Raw genomic sequence first — 21693 nt, 5'->3', positions numbered from 1 at the left:
TAATATTATAATCAGGATTCTTCGTATCCGTCAATCTTTATATTAAGCACTCTGAACGTTATGCATGGGCCCGGGAAACGGTGAAGTTCGCATCTCCCAAGTATATCGGAAAGATTAATTTCATTGTCCTGACTAATATCAGATGATATTATGGCAGGGACAGCTAACAACAAAATAAAGCAGATATGGAGAGTATGATGATCAGACCTATTTGTAAAGATAAGATAATGTTAAGCCAGCGGTCCGCTCCGGCAACCAGGGAGGATGTGCAGGTGGTAGATGACCTTCTGGATACGCTCCGGGCAAATGCAGACCGGTGTGTCGGTATGGCGGCCAACATGATCGGTGTTAATAAGCGCATCATTGTGTTCAGCGTCGGGCCAATGAACATACCCATGATCAATCCGGTCATCACCAAGCGTACCGGGCCCTATGAAGCAGAGGAAGGTTGCCTCTCACTGGAAGGCGTACGGCAGACTATCCGTTACCAGAGCATTGAGATAGAGTTCTTAGACCGTAACTTCAAGCATCAGAAACAGGTTTTCACCGGCATGACCGCGCAGATCATTCAGCATGAGGTCGATCACTGCGAGGGGATCATAATTTGAGTCTGGTATGCTGTTATTGGTGTGCTAACCGATAGCTTGTATCTGTCCTCCACAATAAAAAAGCGCTTTTGGACCCTAAACGGTCCAAAAGCGCTTTTTTTGTCAGAACAATATTATGGGACTGACATGCCTGATTCCGGCAAGCTTTATGGCCGGCATCCTTAGCGTTAACCCAAATCCCCTAGTTCAATCTGCACGATGCCCCGCTCATCACGCACATCGCCCATCTCACCGATCAGATGCATAAGGCTGCCGAACTCCAGCTCCTGAAATTTGCGCGCCGCCGTCTCACGCTGCAGCTCCCACATACATTCAGCCAGGGTGCAGACAACCGGCACATCACAGCGGATTTCAGCCAGCTCCCTCGACAAATGCAGCATGTCCAGATCTGCCTCAATCTTAGAGCGTACCCCCTTCGGCAGCAGATGCAGATTCTCAATTACACCTTCGACGGTGCCGTATTCGGTCAGCAGCTTCAGCGCTGTCTTCTCGCCGATGCCTTTTACGCCAGGATAATTGTCGCTCGTATCGCCCATGAAGCCCTTCAGGTCAATGACCTGTCTGGGCGTAAGTCCTTTTTCCTCCAGCAGCTCCGCCGGATCGTACACCTTATAGTTGGAACGGCCTTTTTTCATAATGACGACCTTGACGTTGTCATTGACCAGCTGCAGCATATCGTGATCACCGGTGAGGATGTAAACCTCAGACTCCCCGCCGTAGCAGGCAGCCAGTGTGCCGATGCAGTCATCCGCCTCATAGCCCACAAGCCCGATATTCGGTACACCCAGCTCGGCCACTACTTCCTTGACCAGATCAAACTGCGGAATCAGCTCCAGCGGCGCATCTATCCGGTTATCACTGGTCTCCACCCAAACATACGTTTCATAAGCATATGAAGTAATAAAAATTTGATGAGTTCCCCTTATTATTCATAGGAATTTTTTAACGTTTATCCATCTCTAGATCATATCCAATTGTGAAGTAAACTTTAAAAAATACTAAATCCTAGAATTTTATTTTCATTTCTTCTTTAACACATGACAATTCAAATAAAAGTGTTCTGGTAACCAGCACCACGCCAACAAGATATAAAACTTTAATATCTTTCCATTCGTAATCCAACTCTATCATTGTCAATATATATGTCACTATTTTCTTTGCTGTCAAAAATAAAAGGAGGTGTGTCTCTTTCCAGCCCATTTTCCGCATATTCTTTAATTTTTTTTGGTAGAATCAATTTAAGTCTTTTTACTTCATATCCCCAAAATCGTATAAACGGGGTATCGCTCAAGAACGGTGTCAGAAATCCACGATTAAACAAATCAACTTCATAAAATGTCTCTCCCTGATAGCCAATTTCACTATATGGGAAGAATTCTATATCTAAAAATTCTGATAATCTTTTATAATAAATCATTGTTAATTGACGATATAGATCATCATCAAATTTAATGGTGTCGTTTATTGGGTCATAATATTTGCAGTGAACTTCAGAGTAAAGATTGTATGAAACACATGCAACTGTAAAGTTAACAGGAATAGCACCTGATTGAGATTGTTTCTTATGAGTTTGCATATTCCCACAAGCACCAGAGAACCCTTTTGCTTCAAGAGCAAACATTCCATTAGAATTAAATGCAAACAAGTCAGGCCTACTGCCTGCAATTGGCATTCCCCTCATTCGCATTGCCGCTTCATAATTAACAGTATAAGAACTTTGGTCAATTCGTTTTGATAAAAAATCAGCAATTGCTTTGCCTGCAAGATTAGAGAATTGCCCTTTTTCGGTTGGGTCAGAAAGTGGAATCGGAGGCTCTGAGAATCTATCCTCATTAAATGCTCTTCGCTGTATGTAGTTACTGTAGTGGAGGAACATTCCAATTGTTTTCATAAACTTCTGAGGTCTTGGAGCATATCCTTGTCCTGCTACGGCTAAGTGCTTTGCAAAAGCAATTCGAGTTAATTTATGTTCTTGATTTATTACTTGTCCACTAGAATCTTTATATTCTACACGTAACTTCATTAATCCTTACCCCTTTATCTAGAGTATAAAAACTAATTTTTTAGAATTAACCAAAAATATTCTCTGTAATAATTTTAGAAAGTCTGTTCATTTTTCCATTGGTATAGGGTATAACTACTTCATTAAAATTTTCTAATGAGATTTCATTTAATATTGATTCAATATATATTTCGTTTTCACCGTTTGAAGCATTAAATATTCTAAACATATTAGGATTTATAGCTTCACTAGATTCTTCAGATTCAGGTATAAAATATCCCATATATTCATGATAATATTTCATGTTTATATTGGACATTAATTTCTCAGCACAATTATATTTGAGTGTCTGATTATATACATACTTCCATAAATCTACTTCGTACTCTTTTTTTCGAATAGTATTAAAAGCGTCATTTTCAATTTTCTCGAAAATCCTTGGAATTTTATTTTCTTTACATCCATTCTCCTTACATTCGTCTTCCTCACATTCTTCCTCATTACACAAATCGGGCAATTTTAGTTGGTATTGGTTAAGTATTATATCCATGTCTTTTAAATCGTGGATATGTATCATCTTTCTAATTTTTTCTTCGTCGAAATCTCTCTTTTCAACTAACTGACAGTAAGAATGAAGTATAGCTTGCCCAGACCAATTTTGAGATAAAACAACATAAAACTGAAAAGTACTAAATAACTCTATATACGCAATCAATAGGTTTCCATATGAAAATAATATAATTGCATGCTTAATATCAATGAGGTCTTCTTCTTCAATGGATCTGTCAAAAAAATTTAAAGGTACAAAAGGAATCACACCTGATTTATTAAATAATAGTTTCTTATTTACCGAGTCAAAAACCATTTCTAGACAATCTGGCGATAGATCCATATGTATGGCATAGTTAAATGCAATTTTCGAGAATCCTTTTTTTAACGCTTGATCATCAACCTTAAAAATTAGTTCAACAGGGACTAATTCTTTTAAGTTAATATTTTGATTTAAGTACTCTCCTGTTTGAGAAAATACACTCCATACCTCCTTGCCTTTCATTACCGCATTATATACATGACCTTTTTTATCAGTAACAATTGCATTGTATTTTGAAGGATTAGATTCTCTCGATTTTTTAATATTCAAGTTCTCCGTAATGGCGCTAAAAATTTTTGTAAACTCTGAATCGTCTTTCTCACCAAGTTTTGAGTTACAACCTTTACAACAAATTTTCTTTGATTCTAGTAACCCCCCTAGTGCATTATGAATGACATGTTCCTTACTTACGTTAATTTCATTTAAAGGCTCCCCACAATATACGCATCTCATTTTAATAACCCCTTAATTGCTTGATTAAAAATTTATAACTATTGTAACGTACATTAGATTAATTGGCTGTTACATTCTGATTTGATTTTTATAGACTAATTTACCCTTAAATAATAAGCGCTTAAAAAAGGAACGTTTTTGATCTTGTGTCTCTACCCAAACATACGTTTCTGAATTTTATAAAGTTATCTTTAAGTCTTATTATGATCAATAATATGAACATCTCCGCAGTAACACTATTATGTATTAATTAAAAAAGTAGAAACCTTCATTATTTCGCGTTCAATAATAAAGTGATGCTCCTATTACTTACGAAGTAATTAATTTATATTACAAAGCCAATCTCCTTGATTAAGGTATATTTATTTTTCCAAACCAATAAATGTTCGGTCTGAAAAATAAAAAATAATACTATTTCCTTCATGTTCCAAGACTTTTTTAGTAATAGCTGGTATCATAAAACATGAAATTATTAGCTAAAAATATCATATTGTGAGTGATTATTGATGAAATTCGAAAGAATTGAAAACATAATATTTGCGAATAAAAATGATGTTATTTATTTAATGTATGATCCTTGGGATGATTATGGGTACTGTACGACTTTTACAGCATATTATCATAATGAGGACATTGAGGACATTGGTGTAGTTAAAATTGGTTGCAAGGCATTAGCTAGCCGGGGAATCCGAGGATCTTCTGTAAATAATTTCACGTCTTATTCAATAAAAAACTTGATTCCATTAGGTATACAATTTAATAGTTTAAATGAGTTAGGAGAAAACTTCTTTTCTTTAGGGCAAGATTTAAGCTATTACAAGAATGTTAATGCATTATTTCCAGATGAAAATACCGATTATTATAACAATCTCAATGATTTAGCTTACAATTTCAAATTATTTAATGAGTTATATGAAAATGGAGAACCATGTGTAGTCAATTCCCTATTGAGAAATTTACATATTTCTGTAGTTGAACAATATCATCGTGTTTCTAAGGGCTACTCAGAACTAACAGACTATAGCTTTTCATTTAAATATTTAAACGAAGAAAAAATTAATATTGACGTAGTTAGAAAATCTCTTCCACCTAGTAATATACATGTATTGATTGGAAGAAATGGTGTGGGGAAAACGTGGCTTTTACGAAATATGATAATTAATTTACTTGATAATAGTTCTATATTCGTAGAACTCGAACAATCAAAGAAGTACAAAATCAGCAAAGATTTCTACATAGATTGCAAAAAAAATAGTTTTGCCGGAATCATTGGTCTTTCCTTCAGCGTATTCGATGATGCATTATCTATCGATATAAAGAACGAAAAAGAACTTCCACGTGAAAAAGTTGAGGATTTCAGAAAAAAATATAAATACATAGGCTTAATAGATAAGCAAGAAAATGGAGAAATTCGAATCAAATCAGTAGAGGATCTTTGGAAAGAGTTTCTAAATTCCCTTAAAAACATCAAAAAAAACAAGAATAAAATTGATACATATTTAGAAACCTGTGAAAATTTAAATACTGATCCTATGTTTAGTGATAATAAATTTATTGAAGTTCTTAGAAGATACTTTTCAAAAGATAAATTTTCCAAAAGTTCATCTAATGCTTCAAAAAAAGACAAATTAGTTAAGAGGTATTTTGAGAAATTAAGTTCCGGACATATGATAATAATTCTATCTTTAACATTACTTTCAGATTCAATATTTGAAAAAACAATTGTGTTGATAGATGAGCCAGAAACTCATTTACACCCACCATTACTATCGACTTATATTAGAACCTTGTCTTACCTGTTAATCAAAAAAAATGCAGTTGGAATTATTGCAACACATTCTCCTATTGTCTTGCAAGAAGTACCCAAAAAATGCGTTACTAAAATCGAACGAAACGATAAACACATGCAATTCACTGAAGTAAAAACAGAAACGTTTGCTACAAGTGTAGATACTCTGACCAGAGAGGTTTTTGGTCTGGAGGTTATTAAAACAGGTTTTTACCAGTTAATAGAACAAGAATTAGGAAGAAACTTTGAAGAAAGTTATAGCAATTTTGATGAGAATGTAGGATTTTTAGGTCAAATATTGATGCAGAGTTTACTAAATAAAAAGAAGAGATGATCATGAAAAAAATTAATAAACCTGATATAAAACAAGAGGATATTTGTAAATGTTTTGATGATTTCAAATATCAAGACCGGGTTATAGTTAAATCAAAGGCATATGACCAAGATTTTTCTAACGTAAAATTGTTTTTTGCAGATGAGAAATCTTTTATGACAACAAATATAGATTATAGTAAATACATGAAAGACACCTATAAAAACAGATTTTCTCGAAAAAATTCACCTTCATACCAATACTATGAGAAGATCAGATCAACTCAGCGTAGTTGTCCATATTGTAACTTTCCAACAAGATCTGTAAAAGAATTGGATCATTATTTACCTAAATCCCAATTCCCTACTTTTGCTGTAACCTCTAATAATCTTGTTCCAATATGCAAAGATTGTAATGATATTAAGGAAGACTACTATGATACCGAATTTTCAAGAATGTTAATCCATCCATACTATGATAATATTGAGGGCGTTTTTGATTTCCTAAAATGTAGGATTATTGAGAATATAAGCATCGGTTTTGAATTTTACATAGATAAATTATCTACTTGGGATGGCTTATTTTATGAGCGGGTAAGATTCCACTTCGATAAACTCAAAATTGAGGATCTTTATCGTTCTGATTTTGAAGCAGAATTTGTTGTTAAATTCGAAGAAATAAAGATGCTTTATGAAGAAGAAAGTAACGCTGACCATGTTAGAGAAAGTCTAAACAGACGAAGAAAATCGTTACTTAACACAATGTCTCGCCCCTGGGAATATGCGGGACTAACAAGCATTATAGAAAGCAGCTGGTTTTTCGATTATTATCTACCAATTAAAGTCTTGGGACATTTATAATTTTTCATCAGTACTAAATAACAGCCTCATCTTATTTTACCTTTAATCCGCCAGGCAATTCAAACATAACTCGCTTTGTACAATAGCAGGGGGATAACAAACCTTTCCAGGTTTCTCCCCCCACTTAACTTGTTTTATTAAGTATCTAGCACCTTGACCGCATCAAATTTAAGTCCCATTCTGTAAACCGGACAGCATAGCTTCGAGCAACCGGCTCAAGCAAAACTTTAAATTCGGCTTAGTCAAGCCACTAGTTTAGATTATAGCTGCATATCACTAGTTTCAAATTAGTCTCATTAAATCGAATCACTATTAGCCTCTTCTGTTGCTGCGACGTATTTTGCCCCCTGTTCTTCTAATAAAATTAGTTCTTTTACACTTGCATATAAGTCCTTTAAATGATGTTCAGATAAATCCAATATTGGCTCAAACATAAAAGAGTTTAAATGGATGTTTTCAGGTGTCATTAAATTAACTCTTTCGAGAATTTGTATTGTGTCCCTCTCATTTGAAAAATCAGTTTTAAAGCGACCGAATAATCTACCTGTTTGATTATCTTTTATCGTTGACAAAAATGAAGGATCATTAATTTTAGAAATCATGTATACTTCAGCATTGATTCTAGTTGCAATGGATAAAACAATTTTGTTCTCTAGATTTAAACCAATCTCCGTACGCTCCTTATAAAGTTCCTCAGCAACTTCAATAATTAAATCCAATACTAATTTATTCGGATCATTTAATACCAAACCGTTCATGTCTTTAAAAATATCTTTATAACAACATTCAATATCACTTATTCGAAGCGACCAAGAGTTATTTTTTATATGCAGCATTGAGGTTAACAAATTAGTATTAACCTTATCTCCTAAATGCTCTGTAATATTTCTAGCAAATGAAATAGAAGCAATTAATTTAGCCTTGTCATCCAAGTGCTTTTTCCAATTTTTAAATGGATTGCTAATATATCTATACCCTGGTTCTACCAAGTTTATAGAATCAATGCTTTTGACTGCCATATAAGAGTGAGTGTGTTTGTTAGTGTTTATTCTATCTTGTACGGTTCGGTAAAAATCAAAGTTATGGGTCAAGATAATTATATTGAAATTATCTGAATCTGATATCTCTTTCAAATACTCAATGATGGCATACTTATTTTTATAATCAAAAGAATCTGCAATATCATCCACCACTAATATTGTTTTTAAATTTTGCACCCTCCTGCATTCTAGCTCAAAAATAATATTCAATAAGTAGAGAGCTCTTGTCTCACCCTGACTTAATACTGATAGAAGTAACTCCTCACTAACATTTTCGGAAACTTCATCTCGATCATTGAAGATATATTCAATGCTTGGTGCAACATCTTCTAACACACTGTCTGATTTATTACTCATTTTCAGAGTATAGGGCACATAAAACCTTCTGTTAAATATATCAATTACGTTCTCCCAATCTGTTTTTTCTCTATTTGCTTGTTCTATAATTTTTTTTAAATCATCTTGTGCCTCTTTAAATTCTTTAACTAAGTTAAAATATGCCACTGAGCATTTCTGAAAATAAGCTATCCAAACACATCTTTTTAAATTATGTATATTTTCCAATTCAACTAATAACTCTTGGTGTTCAAATAAGTACTCTCTTAGGTCTCTTAATTGCGCATTTGATATTTTTTTATCAATAGTATCAAATATTTTTTGAAGTTCCGAATCAGCTAGAATTTTAGTTTTCTCTTCAAGAATCAAATCCGACAATTCCTCAGCTGAACCTATCTCTTTCTTTACACCCTTCATATTCATATTTATTGTATGCTCTGCTTTAAAAAAGCCGTTATCCAATAAATTCTTATGAACCGTAGTAGCATGGTAATGATTAAATTCTTTTCGTAAAAAAGCTGATTTTTGTATAAGATCGTTATACTTCTCTATGTAGTTTTTTATTTGATACTTAATGTCACCCTTAGTAAGAAAATCAACTACTTTCTCATCAAATACTATTTTATATGCGATGTTTGAAAACCTTTGCGTTAAATCTTCACCTGAAACAACTCCTTCTAGATTAGAAATAATATCGACTATTTTTGAATCTCGTGTCCCAAAAACACCAAGTATCTCCTCTTCAATTTTGTTTAGCTTTGTGACTTTTTTCAGTTCACTTATAAGTAATTCTTTGGAATTATCTATTTTTTCATGAAGCTCTATATACTTTCTTTTTAAATCTTCTTTTACCAGTAAATTTGAAACCCTTTTAGATTTATAATTTCTTTCATATGGTCTAATAACGAAAATAGACTCCCTTTCTATTTCCACCCCTAATGAACCCGTTATCTTCCGCGTTGATAAACGATTTTTATAGACTAAATCGCATGAATCCTTATCCTTACTGTAATCATCAAAGACATTCGCAAAGGAAGACTTCATTACACCATTCGGAGCATAAATCACATAAGCTAAGCCAGTACTAAAGTCAAATTCATGTACTAGCTTATTTATCCCATAACAATTTTCAATCTCAACTTTGAGATTATCCAAGCAAATTCCTCCTCTAGAATAAATCCATCCACCATGTAATAAATAAGATTCGACTTCAAGGATCGTTTTACCTTCATTTCAATTTTTTTCTATTTATATGCGCATTAAGATTTCAGTAATGATAAATATGAGCTAATTTAAAATTTTAAATTCGGTTTACAATCAACCCCTTCTTTTTGAAGAAAAAACAATTTATAGTAGTAATTTTAGTGCGGTAAACAAAAAGTTAATAAGTTATCTTAGAAAGTATCTCCAATATGGTTCGGCCATTGACGGTTCCTCATACCAAAAAATAATTGGTATTTGTTTGTCTAAGAAGAAATGCCTCTTTACCCCATACAAATCAATCCAAATTTTTCTTAAATGAAAAAACATATCTAACAAAGAAGTTAACCGGGTTAAATATAGCTTCTCTTCAAGAACTACTGTATCAGCTTTAAAAGTCTGTGTTTTCCAATACTGATCCCTATATTTTTCCCCCATGTTACTATAATCTTCCATAAAATCAAAAAATCTAACTGTAGGTGAGCCCAGTGGGGCATGTTCATAAATCAACTTAATTTCGTGATCAATGTCCTCTAATAGATTCACCATCTTATATCCATTTTCATGTTCAGTGAGATAGTTAATGAACTCTTCTTTTGCTAATTTAAAAGTTTTATAGTATTTTCTTAAAAAATCAGATAATATGTAACGTTCCTCTTTAAGCAACTCTTCATCTAATAAAACAAAGCTATGTATTTTTGCTGATTCAATCATACTCTTTAGCACGTCATATTGTTTTTTAGCTTCTACAATAAAAAATTGAAAGGGTATTATTAGTGGAGCAATTGGATCAGTAATAATTGGTTTATACTTTATGTAGGTATATTCAAAAACACTCTCTTCAATTTCTCTTATAGCATCATAATCCTTAATAATGACACCAGCTTCAAAGTTATTTATTGAGTTTTCAGTTAGATTCGAGCTTCCAATATACATCTTTTTACCATTGCTTATTATTTTCGAATGATTATTATTGTTATAAAAAAATTGGACATACGGATTTTTATTTAAAGCTTTAACTAATAACCTGTATATCTTCCCCTCTTCTGTTCCATCAAAATTGTAAACATTAAAAATCACCTTAACATCATTCACAAACTCAATAGATTTTTGTAAAGACTCTTCCAACTCCTCGGGCATAGAGTAGTTAAAGGTTGTTATATACAAATGACTTGTTCTATCAATTGAAGTAAAAATCTCTTTATAATTTTGTTCGCCTTGAGACAAAACTATTTTAATGCTTTCTAAATTTATAATTTCAATCAAGATGTAGTCACCTCTCATAAAACTTTGTTGATTTTCTTTTCTATTACGTCTAATCAAAACATTATACATTACAAAAAATATTTTTTATAACGATGTATTTCATATTATTCTGTAAACTAACAAGACCGTGCTTATGTATCAATAGGCACGGTCTTGTATTATAATTCCTTTGAATTCTCATTAAATTATTTTTCGTTATGTGAATCTATAGTAATTAAAATGTTTTGAACAAGTTGTTGAATCATCTGCACATCATGCACTGGTCTATCAATCAGCATTTCATATACACTGTCAAAAATTACTTCTTTTTCCCAATTGTCATTTGACAGGTTCTCTCCAGTGTAAGGCCTAAAAAACTCATTAGCAGGACAATCAACAGCCTCTAATACTCTTTCGAGAGTTTCTAAAGAAATGTTCCTCTCTGCTCGTTCGAGAGCACCAATATAAGGCTGAGGCAAGCCCACTTTTTCACCTAATTGTTCCTGAGTATAATTCTTACTCTTCCGAAGCACTCTTATCCTATCTCCAACATATTCAGCAATACTTATCCTCAAAACAACCACCTCTCTATTAGAGTAGGTAAGTTGATCACCAGATTAAAGATACTCATGTTATATATTTCTAATTGAAATTATATAATTTAAGGTCTATATTGAGTGCTATACCCTAGAAATTTCTATAAGGAGTTAACATCTATGAGTAACTTACCAAGACCAATAGTTATTGAAAATGTCCTGCAGTACAAAATGCGTGGCAAGGTCGCCTATCAAAGTTATCTACCATCTAGCACTGCCTTAAACGTTACTTATGTTAAACACTATGATCACCCAGCAGGAAAAGGTTATCAGAGACCAATAGATACAAAGCGGAGTACTGATTTTGCGATTTATTTATCTAAAGGTGATGATGCTTTATTTACGCCTGTATTATTAAATGCTGCAGGAAACTGGGAGTTCTCTGCATATGATAATGTAAGAACGAACTACGGAAGAATTGTTTGTAACGGGAAAGCTTCCCTTATGGATGGCCAGCATCGTCTTGGTGGAGTTGAACGATACGTCCAAGAAACACATTCTGAGTTAAACATCCCTTTTCTGGCTTTCCATCATCTTGATGAAGATGAAGAAATACAGTTATTTGATACAATTAATACTAAAGCCAAAGGAATTGGAACTTCTCTCAGCAAATATTTACGACGGGACTCGGATGAGTATAGTTGGGTCGCTACAGAGCTTATAACAAGGCCAGAAAGCCCATTTCATAATATCGGGAGTATCGTTGGCAAGCGTAGCCGCGGACGCCATATCACCCTTCAAAACCTCTATCGGACGATACATTTACTATTTAAAGAACAAAAAATGATTGGAATAAAAAATGAAGAAAAATATCAGATCGCTTTAAATTATTACCGTTCTATTAAAGATCTATTTTCTAAAGAATGGATAGATTATGGAGAATATCGTATCACTCATATCGTTTGTTTAGATGCTCTTTCTATTGCAGGATCTAAACTTCTAACAAAGAGCATTAATGAACGCGGAAGAGTCGATTACAATACGATGAATAAACATATAAAAAAACTGCAGACAATAAATTGGTCTTCAGATGGCCCATTAAAATATTTAAAAGGAATGAGTGGGTCCAAATCTCTGGCAATTGATCTTGTTGATTTAATGCTTCTTTAAGGAGGAATAGTATCAATGATATTTGAAATTACAAAAAGCTGCAGCAAAAAATACGCAAATGGGATAAATGTATTGCCAATGATGTTGCTGGGGCAAAGTTCCAATATACATTTATTCCGACAGGACTTGGTTTAGTAATTAAAGTACACTGTGATATATGTAATCGGTAACTTGATCTTTCAGAATGGTAACTTTAAATGTATAAGCATGCTATACTAAGCTCTTTGTAGCTTCGCATCTACTCCTCTAAATACAAACTTTAGTGACACTTTAACAATCCCCTCCTTTACTAATTATTACCTCTATTCACTCAAGAACCTCATTAACGTTTGTAATTTCAAAAAGCCTTTCTAAGTGTCATACTATAAAATAAGAGCTGCCAAAGTTGCGGCAGCTCTTATTTTTGCTATTTTGAAGAGAATGACATTTAAGCTGTTATGTTTCTTATTTCTACATTCGCGTTAAGTAATATCTGATAAAGAGTCGAAATATTCGCACTAAATTGGGGTTTTGTTTGAATGCTTCCATAATGTAAGATTTCTCTTGAAGCACTAAATGTAAAGAAACATTGCTTTTTTGCTCTTGATAAGGCTACAAAAAATGCACAAATATCGGCAGCCCTCTGGCTTTGAAAACTCCAAAATGCATCATCCTCTAATCCCAAAAATATGACAGTATCATATTCTAACCCTTTGCTCTTATGAATTGTCATTATAGGTACACTAAGTAATCCCAAAAAATCCGAGATGGCATTATTCCAGTCTAAATGTTTCATATATGCTGAAGAGAGCTTTTCAATAGTACTATCGATTAATCGATTAAAGTAATCACCTCTTGCATACTTTGGATAAAGACGGAAAAACAATTCCTCCCCAATAAAGGAATAGACACCTTTAACAACATTTGATATGCATTGCTTACAAGAATTTTCTTCGTTTACGATCTGATTAATTTGAATCTTCATTTGACTAATTTGTGCGCTGAGATCAACCTCTATTCTTAATATCTTAGTCTGATCCAAGTCCTGATCTAACCCTTGAATATAACATAGCAGTTCCGAAAGCTTTACCCACGAACCATGATTTCTTTCTTCTATAGCTAGTTTGAAAAAATCAAGAACGAGCTGAACGCACTCTTCTGATAACAACTCCTGGTATTCTTTTTCGATTCTTGCATGAATACCTAGTTGTCCTAGTTCCTCCATTACAGCTTTAGCGTATATATGTTCTTGTTGCTTCACGAGTATACAAATATCTCTTGGATTCACCTTCTCTTGTTGAATTCTATTTGCAATACTGGATGCTACAAAAGATGCCTCATTCAGATGAGTTTGAAAACTCCAAACTTCACATACTCCTTCTAAATCACTATGTTGATCTGAAACGGTAGCATTCGTTGCATTTTCGTTAATTATTTTAGCTAGAACGTTCTGTATTTCTACCAATTTAGGAGCAGACCTGTGGTTACGAGTTAATTTAATCTCATCAGCCCTGAAATCAAACTGGAACTGTTCAAATGAGTTAGAAAGCGCACCGGCCCAGCCCATAATTCTTTGCTTATCGTCTCCCACACTTGTTATGATTGTTGAAGAATCTAAGAAAATAGTTTTTAATAATTCATATTGTAAATAGGTTGTATCCTGAAATTCATCCAAAAAAACATGACTATATGTCATTTGAAATGCTTTTTTGACCAGCGGATTTTGTTTCAGTAAATAGTTAGCAAGCTTCGAAATCATGGGAAAAGTTAAAGTGCTATTGAGACTACCCCGCCCATGAACCATTACATCCCACAATCTAGCTAAAATCCATGTGTATATATTTTGATCAAGATCTAAAATGGGTATATCCTCTTCTGATAGCCGTCTGAATAAGACATTAAAATTGATTTCGTGCTGCCAATTTGGCTGGTTAGGATGACGCTCATTTATATAGCCAACGGCTATTTCCCTTACTTCTCGTTGAGAAGTTACAATTTTATAGTTTTTTTGGGGTTGATAAGTTTCTGGCAGCCCCAGTCTATAACGATCTAATATTTGCTTAGCAAATGAATCAAAGGTTCTAGATTCAAATCTCGAAGCAAGATCTTTACCACAACGAAGTTCGACTCTTTTTTTCAAATTTTCAGCAGCGTCCGTTTTAAAACTGATAGCCAAAATTTTTTGTGGATCTGGGCACAGATTTGTTTGTAGTAAATAACAGGCTCGTTGAGCTAATAATTCTGTTTTCCCCGCACCTGGCCCGGCTAATATAAGACAGTTATTTTCAGATTTAACTGCTAAGGCTGCAGTGGGTTCCAAAATAATGCCTGCAGAAGTAGTCCAGTTATCTTGGTTAACATAAACCATAGCTTATTCATTCCTTTGCAATAAATCTTTTATCCTTGTAACGAGCAATTCAAACGTTTTAGGCATAGAACTCATTAGGTCCGAGTCATTAATATTTAATAAAGCTTCAATATGTGTACTCGGCTTACTTCGTCCAAGAAACAAGGTATTATACCATACCATGAACTCATGCTGTTCCGGGGTATAAGTAAACCCTATGGCTTCTTTGCTCTTTAAAGATGCAGTAATACCTTCACTGATTTTCTCTCTATACTTTTCAGGATGAGATTTAGGATCAGGAATATTCGGTCCTCGTGGTACCGTTTTTTTATAAGCTTCAGGAAATGTTTCAAGCATGAGAAAATCTAAGTCCAGAGGTGCTGAATAAAATACATTATATTTATCTTCCATTAATCTGTTTAGCCATGGCTCCATACTATTTTTCAACATATCCGGGGTCATTAGGTATTCATCCATTTCTTCAAGCTGATCATCCGTTAGAACTCCTGTAGTCACTTTAAGCAATTCATTACGATCTCGACCATTTAGTAGTAATTGCTTAATGGCATATTTTATTCGACTCCAACCACCACCGCCCCGTTCTCGATCCAAATCCAATAAAGTAACATGAGGAATATCTAATTCATTGAGTAGTTTCCACATATGGTTAACATGTCTTCCGCCAAGAGGAACAATCGCGATTCCATAATCGTCAGGATGTATACCATAAACTGAAAGAACCTTAGGAATTATAATCTCTTCAGTATCTCCTTCGCCTAAAATTACCAATCGAGAAAAATAAATTTCAGGATAGGCTCTGACTGCTTCTTTTATGTATGTAAAGGCTTCCGAAGTTTTTTTAGGTAAAGTCACACTTTTCACTACTGTAGTAAAACTTGCCTGATCTATTCTCAGGTGTGCTAAGTTCTCTGGATCGACTCGTTTAACGATTGAAGCACTATGCGAAGTTAATACAACTTGTGCATTAGGCTTAGAAGAAATATCTTTTAAATTTTCCATTACTCTTCCTAAAAGGTGCGGCGAAATATGATTCTCTGGTTCTTCTACTGCGAGAAGGGTAAGAGATGCACTGGATTTCCCATTAATCTTAATTTCTGCTTCAAGTAAAGAGGATACCATTGATAGATAAAACAAAGATCTAAGACCGTCTCCAAGTTTCTCAACACTATATTCACCTTGATCTTGAGTTGGTGAAAATGATACTTCAATCTTCTTGAGAATCGAAGCAAGTGTGGAGCTGCTAAATTGCAGTTTTGCATCTTGGTACCTAGCATCTTTATGGTATTTCTTCCACTCCTCTCCGATTACACTTCTAATTTGCGCAACGCCATCCACATCATCAAATAATTTATTTACAGGCTCCATTTTTGTTTTAATTGAATCATTCATATTATCTGGCCATGAGACGTTATTTAAAATCCGCCATAAGATTGTTCCCGAGGCATTTCGTAGTTGAGCAGAAGGTTCTCTTACAGCGGGAACGTAAATAACTTGAATGGTAGAGCGTTGGTGTGGTGTGACTGGCACGAAATTTTCATCAGTCTCTTCAATTCCCTCTGCTACAGTAATGAAGTATAATTTTTGTTCAATTTCTCCTTCAGGTGTATTATCAGCAATCCACTTCCCCACTAATCTAGCTCGTAGATAGGGCGCATCCCCCATATTTCGAATAACCAATTGATTAATAAATTGAGGAATTGTAGCTCGAATCAATGGATCATTATTATTGTCCGCCAGTTCTGGGAATTCGATTTTGGCCTCAATTGTTAAACTAAGTTCTTTTATGCTTTCAAGGTTGACTTGTTTAGGGATATGGAAATCCGACTTTTCTAATTTACGCTCATTTGAAGTTACACCAAATAGTTTGACCAGGCCATGAATTAAAGCAGTTTTTCCTGCGGAGTTTTCCCCAATAAAACCCGAAAGCTTATTGAAAAGTATAGGTTTACTGTCATTTCCAAAACTTCTAAAGTTTTTTAAATGTAGCATTGAAATCTGCATAGCACTCTCTCCCTTTTAAAATCAAAATTATAGCTTTCTAAATACCAAATAACCCCGTGTCTTTTGGAATACATATTCTAAGCCTACGTATTCATTTCGACAATTTCCTATTAGTTCCTTTTTTATTGGTAGTTTTACTAAGCATTAAAAGATGGACTGATTATATTTAATGTACTAGTAAGAGGAACGTGACACCAATGATGTCAGGTTAATAGAAAATACTATATAAAGAAACGGTTTGAGCCTTCTATGATGTGAGAATAAACGATTATAACTATATTCTTACTATACATACAACGAATCTCTATAGCTTCAGCATATCCTGCAGTTGCTCAGGTTATCGTTGTCGGCCTTTGCTAATAGTAGGCGCTCTCCAGCCTCTTTCAGCACTATCACAATGGATAACTTCCACTCTAGGCATACTAACAAAACCCGTTTAAATAACTTAAACAGATTTCTACAATTATTCTCCTGATTAATTTTTTCGACATCATCCTATTTTCTACAACAGTAAGAAACCAATATCAAATACGCCTCATCCCCTTCTTACCTCCTCCACTATCTTTAAATTATTTTGTTCACCATATGTAGATTGAGATTTTGTATTCCAGATGATACCATATAATCATATTGGTAAAATCAAGGTTCATAAGAATTATTTTCTAATATGTCTTAGTAAGTTACTTTACTACGATTTACCTATTTAAGGAGTGGAAGGCCGTGAGTAACAGTCAAAATAATAATGAAGAAAAAGAAATAAATCTATCAAATACCCATGTCCCAGACAAAGTATATGCTTATTCGCTTCAGGTAAGACATGTGCTCTATGAGTTATTAAGTTGTTCTGGTAATGATGTTGTAAGTATTGAGGTATTGGAGGACGTAGCCATTGAAAGAGAGGATGGTACAACCGATGCAATTCAATTAAAAAGTGTCCTCTCAAAAAACAATCCTTTGACAGATCGCTCTGCTGACTTTTGGAAAACGCTTTTTAATTGGCTAATTGCGGTTAAAGATAAAGAGCTTCAAACTGAGAATACTACCTTTAAACTATTCGTTGCTGCAAATAGAAAAGGAAATATCTCAAGTTTGTATCATGATGCTAATACTTTAGAAGACGCTGAGGATATTTGGGAAACATCAAGACGGGAGTTCTACGATGCTCAAGGTAATGAATTAGAACTTGGAAGCAAATACTCACTATATGTTCGACATTTTTTTAGTGCTGAAAATAAATCATTTGCCACAAAAATTATCGAGAAATTCAAAGTACAGACAATTGAAACCACCCATACAGCCTTTATTTTCAACTCTTTTTGTCAAAAGGCCACCATTCATGATGACATTATGGAGAATGTATTCGATTCTATGCTCGGTTGGATAGATAGAAAAACTGCAGAGCAAATAGAAGCAGGCAAAGCAATGGCAATTACATACAAAGAATATAAGGCGCAACTTGTAGCCATCACAAGACATTTCAATCAAAATTTGAGTCTCAGAGAACTAGCACCTCGCCCTACTGATCAACAAATTCAACATGAATATAATGCATTCCGAAGATATATTGATCAACTTAATCTGGTTGAATGCGATTATGATGAAAAATTAGAAGCAATTAGTGATTATTTAAGAGCATCTACAAATAGGACACTGTGGGCTAAACGAGGAGACATTAGCGAAGTTAGCATTTTGAATTTCCAAGAAGATTTAATAAAGAAATGGAAAACTAAAAAAAACATTATAAATTTAACATCAACTAACCTCACAGCTGAAGGTCAAGGTAAATTACTTTATTTGCAGTGTAAAGATGATTCAATTAGTATTGATAATCTTGCTGCACCTAGTTTTTTCACACCGGGATGTTATCATTCACTTTCTGATATTTTGAAGATTGGTTGGCATCCCACCTACAATCAATTACTCAAGACTGGAAGTGAAAATAATGAGTCAGCTGAATAAAGAAATTCAATATGTTCAAAATCCCGCTTTCGGAGCCTATATTATCTGGAATTTTGTACGAGGTTATTATAGTAATAATTCTTCATTTGTGCCTTTTCCTTTATTATTCGTTGTGCTTCCAATAATTTTCCGGGAGGATTTGGTTGAACAAATTAACGGAACTCAAAAAGCATCTGGATTAAGACAGTTTTCCAATAAATTTCTTTCCACAAAAATACTAAAAAATGATGTTATATCTCAGGTGCATGTTAGTAGTTCAAATATGAAAAACCTCACTTTGACTTCTATTAGAGTAAGTATCTATGCCTCTTTAATATCCTTGGATTACGAAAATGCTCTTGTCTTTCCAATTTCAACAACCGAGCGCAAAAACGAGCCTAAAAATATTCTCAAGCTAGGAAAAGCCTCTGAAAAACTAGGTTATTGGTGTTCTCAACTAACCTTACATGAAGTCTCTCAGATAATGAAAGTGAGGTTTTAAAAAATGAATTTCCAAATAAAAAAGTTAATTCTTTGGCCTAAAAAAAGTGACCTCAAGCCAAAAGAAATTGAATTCGAATTAGGAAAAATCAATATTATTACCGGCGCCTCTCGTACAGGTAAATCTGCAATAGTTCCAATCATCGATTATTGTCTTGCCTCTGGTTCTTGTCATATTCCTGTTAAAACGATAAGAAATGCTTGCAGTTGGTTTGGTATAATCATTCAAACGAATGATAAACAAATCCTACTTGCCCGACGCGAACCAGGTCTTAATAAATCAACAGATGAAATGTTTGTTTTAGAAGGTGAACAAGTTACTGTTCCGCCTACCCCACATAAAAATACTACAAGAGATTCTGTGAAAAAATATCTGGATGAGCAAGCATCACTTTCATTTCTTGAAATTGAGTCAGATACAACTAACAATTATTTTGGACGCCCATCCTTTAGAGATTTAATGGCCTTCTGTTTTCAGCCGCAAAATATTGTTGCAAATGCTGATACCTTATTTTATAAGGCAGACACTACAGATCACAGAACAAAACTAATTAATATCTTCCCATACATATTAGGAGCTGTAACTCCAGATCTTTTAGCAAAACGTCAAGAAATCAATGTTCTCTTAAGAGAGCTACGACGTAAAGAAAAAGATCTCAGTAAGTTAAAGGATGTTGCAGAAAAATGGAAAATTGAAATCAGCGGTTGGCTATCGGCAGCAGAGGAACTTGGACTTGTAGAAGTTAGAAATAATTTGGGAGTGTTAAGCTTCGATGAACAACTTGAGATCCTTTCTTCAATTTCAGAAAAGAAAGCTTCAGACTCTTCAATATTGAATAGAAATATACAAGCTTCTTCACGAGAAATTGTTGCATTACGAAGAGAAGAAAGTGAGATTTCCCTCAAACTGTCTTCCTTCAAAAATAGGTATACTGAAATGAGTCAATTAATGGATAGTATAGAAGATTACAGAGAATCCTTAACAATACAAATTGAACGGCTTAATATTTCAAAATGGCTTAGAAGCTTGACTGAAGATGAAGATAGTTGTCCTATTTTTGGATTTTCAGAAAATCATCCTAAGGATCAAATCAGCAAGTTTTATAATAGTCTAACTCAACTTGAAGAAGAATCTGGCTATACGAATAAAATCCCTGCTGCTTTTGAACGTGAATATGAAAGTGTAAAAACAGAAATAGATAAACTTTCAGAACAACTTACAGCAGTTCAAAAGCGAATAAGAATACAAAGTAGCATAAGAAATTCTTCAGCCGATGAAAAATATACCATGGAAAACATATCGAGATTTCTCGGCCAAGTTCAATACGCTAGTGAAACATTTGAAACACTCGGTTCTGACAGCCAGCTTTCGTTAGCGATTGCTAATTTGAACGAACGTCTTGGGGTTCTGAGAGCTCAAGTAAATGAAAATGCAATAATTCAGAGAGTGAAAGCTGCATTAAGAACAATAGAGGGATATACAATTAAATTACTCCCTCTCCTAGACTCAGAAAGACCAAATGATCCCGTAAAAATCGATTACGAAAACTTAACTGTGATTGTAACCGGTACAGATGGACGTGATGATTACTTATGGGAAATTGGTAGCGGCTCTAACTGGCTAGCATACCATATATCAGTTACTCTCGCGTTTCAACTTTTCTTTAATAAACAAAACCATTCACCTGTTCCAAATTTCATCGTGTATGACCAACCCAGTCAAGTATATTTCCCTCAAAAATTGGCTGCCAAAGAAAATGAAAAGGATTTAGATCCTAAACTTAATAATGATGAGGACCAAATAGCGGTTAAAAAAATCTTCAAGACCTTGTCACAGGCTCTCTCAGACTCAAAGAATGCTTTTCAGGTAATTGTATTAGAGCATGCAGATAAGAGTATCTATGGAGGCATAGAGGGAGTTCATGAAGTCTGTGAATGGCGTGGAGAGAATGAAAAATTAATACCATTGGAATGGATAAATTAAGTCTAATTAAGCCAATTAAAAAAGAACCAATTATATGTCATTGTTAGCTCTAATTCAAGACTAAGCGTATAAATGGACTCCCAAAACTGCATAGACACAAGCTTTAGCCATTATTTTTTATTTGCAAATTACCGTTAAGTAAATGAGTAAATACCAATATAATCTTCTTATTAAACTTTTTCAACTTCAGAAACGGAATCAGTTAAGTGCGTAACTATGCATCATTTGTCATCTGCACTGAAACCAAGCCTCATTGCTTTCCTTCATTGGAGCAACCGGTTACGGGCCCTGCTGCAGACAGCTGTTTAGGTCCGTAAACAACGGGTAATGAATATGCTCTTTCCACAATGAGTAAGTTACTTTAAAATCAAAATCATGTAATAAGAAAGGTTTCGTCTGAGGATCGACGAAACCTTTTTTATTAATCATTTAACCCCATAGTACAGAAAATCCGCGCTTGGCGCGGACTCTTACGGACTATGTTCTTGTCCATTTACAG

14 protein-coding genes and 1 pseudogene are annotated in these 21693 nt (G+C 34.1%); 7 read left to right on the top strand and 8 right to left on the bottom strand.

Annotated elements, in window-relative coordinates; genetic code table 11:
• Positions 1–185: 185 nt before the first annotated feature.
• Positions 186–608, top strand: coding sequence for a peptide deformylase (locus tag QU597_RS08955; RefSeq protein WP_310832325.1), 423 nt, complete (start codon positions 186–188; stop codon positions 606–608).
• Positions 609–775: 167 nt separating this feature from the next.
• Here QU597_RS08955 and QU597_RS08950 read toward each other — a convergent pair.
• From QU597_RS08950 to QU597_RS08940, 3 genes and pseudogenes are all read right to left on the bottom strand, one after another.
• Positions 776–1462, bottom strand: a pseudogene (locus QU597_RS08950) (5'-3' exonuclease); the annotation flags it as partial.
• Positions 1463–1704: 242 nt separating this feature from the next.
• Complete coding sequence (locus QU597_RS08945; RefSeq protein ID WP_310832324.1) at positions 1705–2631, bottom strand: hypothetical protein; 927 nt, start codon at positions 2629–2631, stop codon at positions 1705–1707.
• Positions 2632–2677: 46 nt separating this feature from the next.
• Positions 2678–3934: an HNH endonuclease gene (locus QU597_RS08940; RefSeq protein ID WP_310832323.1), complete on the bottom strand. Its 1257-nt coding sequence runs from the start codon at positions 3932–3934 to the stop codon at positions 2678–2680.
• 506 nt (positions 3935–4440) lie between these two features.
• On the opposite strand from QU597_RS08940, the gene QU597_RS08935 reads away from it, so the two are divergent.
• Positions 4441–6057: an AAA family ATPase gene (locus QU597_RS08935; protein WP_310832322.1), complete on the top strand. Its 1617-nt coding sequence runs from the start codon at positions 4441–4443 to the stop codon at positions 6055–6057.
• A 2-nt stretch (positions 6058–6059) separates the two neighbouring features.
• Positions 6060–6896, top strand: coding sequence for an HNH endonuclease (locus QU597_RS08930; protein ID WP_310832321.1), 837 nt, complete (start codon positions 6060–6062; stop codon positions 6894–6896).
• Between the two features lie 296 nt (positions 6897–7192).
• Here QU597_RS08930 and QU597_RS08925 read toward each other — a convergent pair whose 3' ends face one another.
• From QU597_RS08925 to QU597_RS08915, 3 genes are all read right to left on the bottom strand, one after another.
• Positions 7193–9427, bottom strand: coding sequence for an AAA family ATPase (locus QU597_RS08925; protein WP_310832320.1), 2235 nt, complete (start codon positions 9425–9427; stop codon positions 7193–7195).
• 234 nt (positions 9428–9661) lie between these two features.
• Complete coding sequence (locus QU597_RS08920) at positions 9662–10738, bottom strand: phospholipase D-like domain-containing protein (RefSeq protein WP_310832319.1); 1077 nt, start codon at positions 10736–10738, stop codon at positions 9662–9664.
• Positions 10739–10923: 185 nt separating this feature from the next.
• On the bottom strand, positions 10924–11292 hold the full coding sequence (locus tag QU597_RS08915) for a helix-turn-helix domain-containing protein (protein ID WP_310832318.1): 369 nt from the start codon (positions 11290–11292) through the stop codon (positions 10924–10926).
• A 141-nt stretch (positions 11293–11433) separates the two neighbouring features.
• Here QU597_RS08915 and QU597_RS08910 point away from each other — a divergent pair, with 141 nt between their 5' ends.
• Positions 11434–12423: a DGQHR domain-containing protein gene (locus QU597_RS08910; RefSeq protein ID WP_310832317.1), complete on the top strand. Its 990-nt coding sequence runs from the start codon at positions 11434–11436 to the stop codon at positions 12421–12423.
• 427 nt (positions 12424–12850) lie between these two features.
• Here the strand turns inward: QU597_RS08910 and QU597_RS08905 are convergent, their stop codons facing one another.
• The gene (locus QU597_RS08905) at positions 12851–14770 is read right to left on the bottom strand and encodes a UvrD-helicase domain-containing protein (protein WP_310832316.1); all 1920 of its coding nucleotides are present in this window, start codon (positions 14768–14770) and stop codon (positions 12851–12853) included.
• 3 nt (positions 14771–14773) lie between these two features.
• Positions 14774–16771 carry an ATP-dependent nuclease gene (locus tag QU597_RS08900; RefSeq protein WP_310832315.1) on the bottom strand — a complete coding sequence of 666 codons (1998 nt, stop codon included), beginning with the start codon at positions 16769–16771 and terminating at the stop codon, positions 14774–14776.
• Between the two features lie 720 nt (positions 16772–17491).
• On the opposite strand from QU597_RS08900, the gene QU597_RS08895 reads away from it, so the two are divergent.
• From QU597_RS08895 to QU597_RS08885, 3 genes are read left to right on the top strand one after another with little or no spacing between them, the layout of a single operon-like run.
• Positions 17492–18730: an ABC-three component system protein gene (locus QU597_RS08895; RefSeq protein ID WP_310832314.1), complete on the top strand. Its 1239-nt coding sequence runs from the start codon at positions 17492–17494 to the stop codon at positions 18728–18730.
• Positions 18714–19211, top strand: coding sequence for a three component ABC system middle component (locus QU597_RS08890; RefSeq protein WP_310832313.1), 498 nt, complete (start codon positions 18714–18716; stop codon positions 19209–19211). Before QU597_RS08895 ends, QU597_RS08890 begins: the two co-directional genes overlap by 17 nt.
• Positions 19212–19214: 3 nt before the next feature.
• Positions 19215–21194: a DUF3732 domain-containing protein gene (locus tag QU597_RS08885; protein ID WP_310832312.1), complete on the top strand. Its 1980-nt coding sequence runs from the start codon at positions 19215–19217 to the stop codon at positions 21192–21194.
• Positions 21195–21693 lie beyond the last annotated feature (499 nt).

It is taken from the genome of Paenibacillus pedocola, from assembly GCF_031599675.1.
GTDB classification, from domain to species: domain Bacteria; phylum Bacillota; class Bacilli; order Paenibacillales; family Paenibacillaceae; genus Paenibacillus_AQ; species Paenibacillus_AQ pedocola.
The sequence above is the reverse complement of the archived record's forward strand: the minus strand, read 5'-3'. Positions and strand labels throughout refer to the sequence as shown.

Coding starts and splice junctions, on each gene's coding strand:
- QU597_RS08955 (WP_310832325.1), top strand. CDS start 186: ATGGAGAGTATGATGATCAGACCTATTTGTAAAGATAAGATAATGTTA.
- QU597_RS08940 (WP_310832323.1), bottom strand. CDS start 3,934: ATGAGATGCGTATATTGTGGGGAGCCTTTAAATGAAATTAACGTAAGT.
- QU597_RS08910 (WP_310832317.1), top strand. CDS start 11,434: ATGAGTAACTTACCAAGACCAATAGTTATTGAAAATGTCCTGCAGTAC.
- QU597_RS08890 (WP_310832313.1), top strand. CDS start 18,714: ATGAGTCAGCTGAATAAAGAAATTCAATATGTTCAAAATCCCGCTTTC.
- QU597_RS08885 (WP_310832312.1), top strand. CDS start 19,215: ATGAATTTCCAAATAAAAAAGTTAATTCTTTGGCCTAAAAAAAGTGAC.
- QU597_RS08905 (WP_310832316.1), bottom strand. CDS start 14,770: ATGGTTTATGTTAACCAAGATAACTGGACTACTTCTGCAGGCATTATT.
- QU597_RS08930 (WP_310832321.1), top strand. CDS start 6,060: ATGAAAAAAATTAATAAACCTGATATAAAACAAGAGGATATTTGTAAA.
- QU597_RS08945 (WP_310832324.1), bottom strand. CDS start 2,631: ATGAAGTTACGTGTAGAATATAAAGATTCTAGTGGACAAGTAATAAAT.
- QU597_RS08900 (WP_310832315.1), bottom strand. CDS start 16,771: ATGCAGATTTCAATGCTACATTTAAAAAACTTTAGAAGTTTTGGAAAT.
- QU597_RS08935 (WP_310832322.1), top strand. CDS start 4,441: ATGAAATTCGAAAGAATTGAAAACATAATATTTGCGAATAAAAATGAT.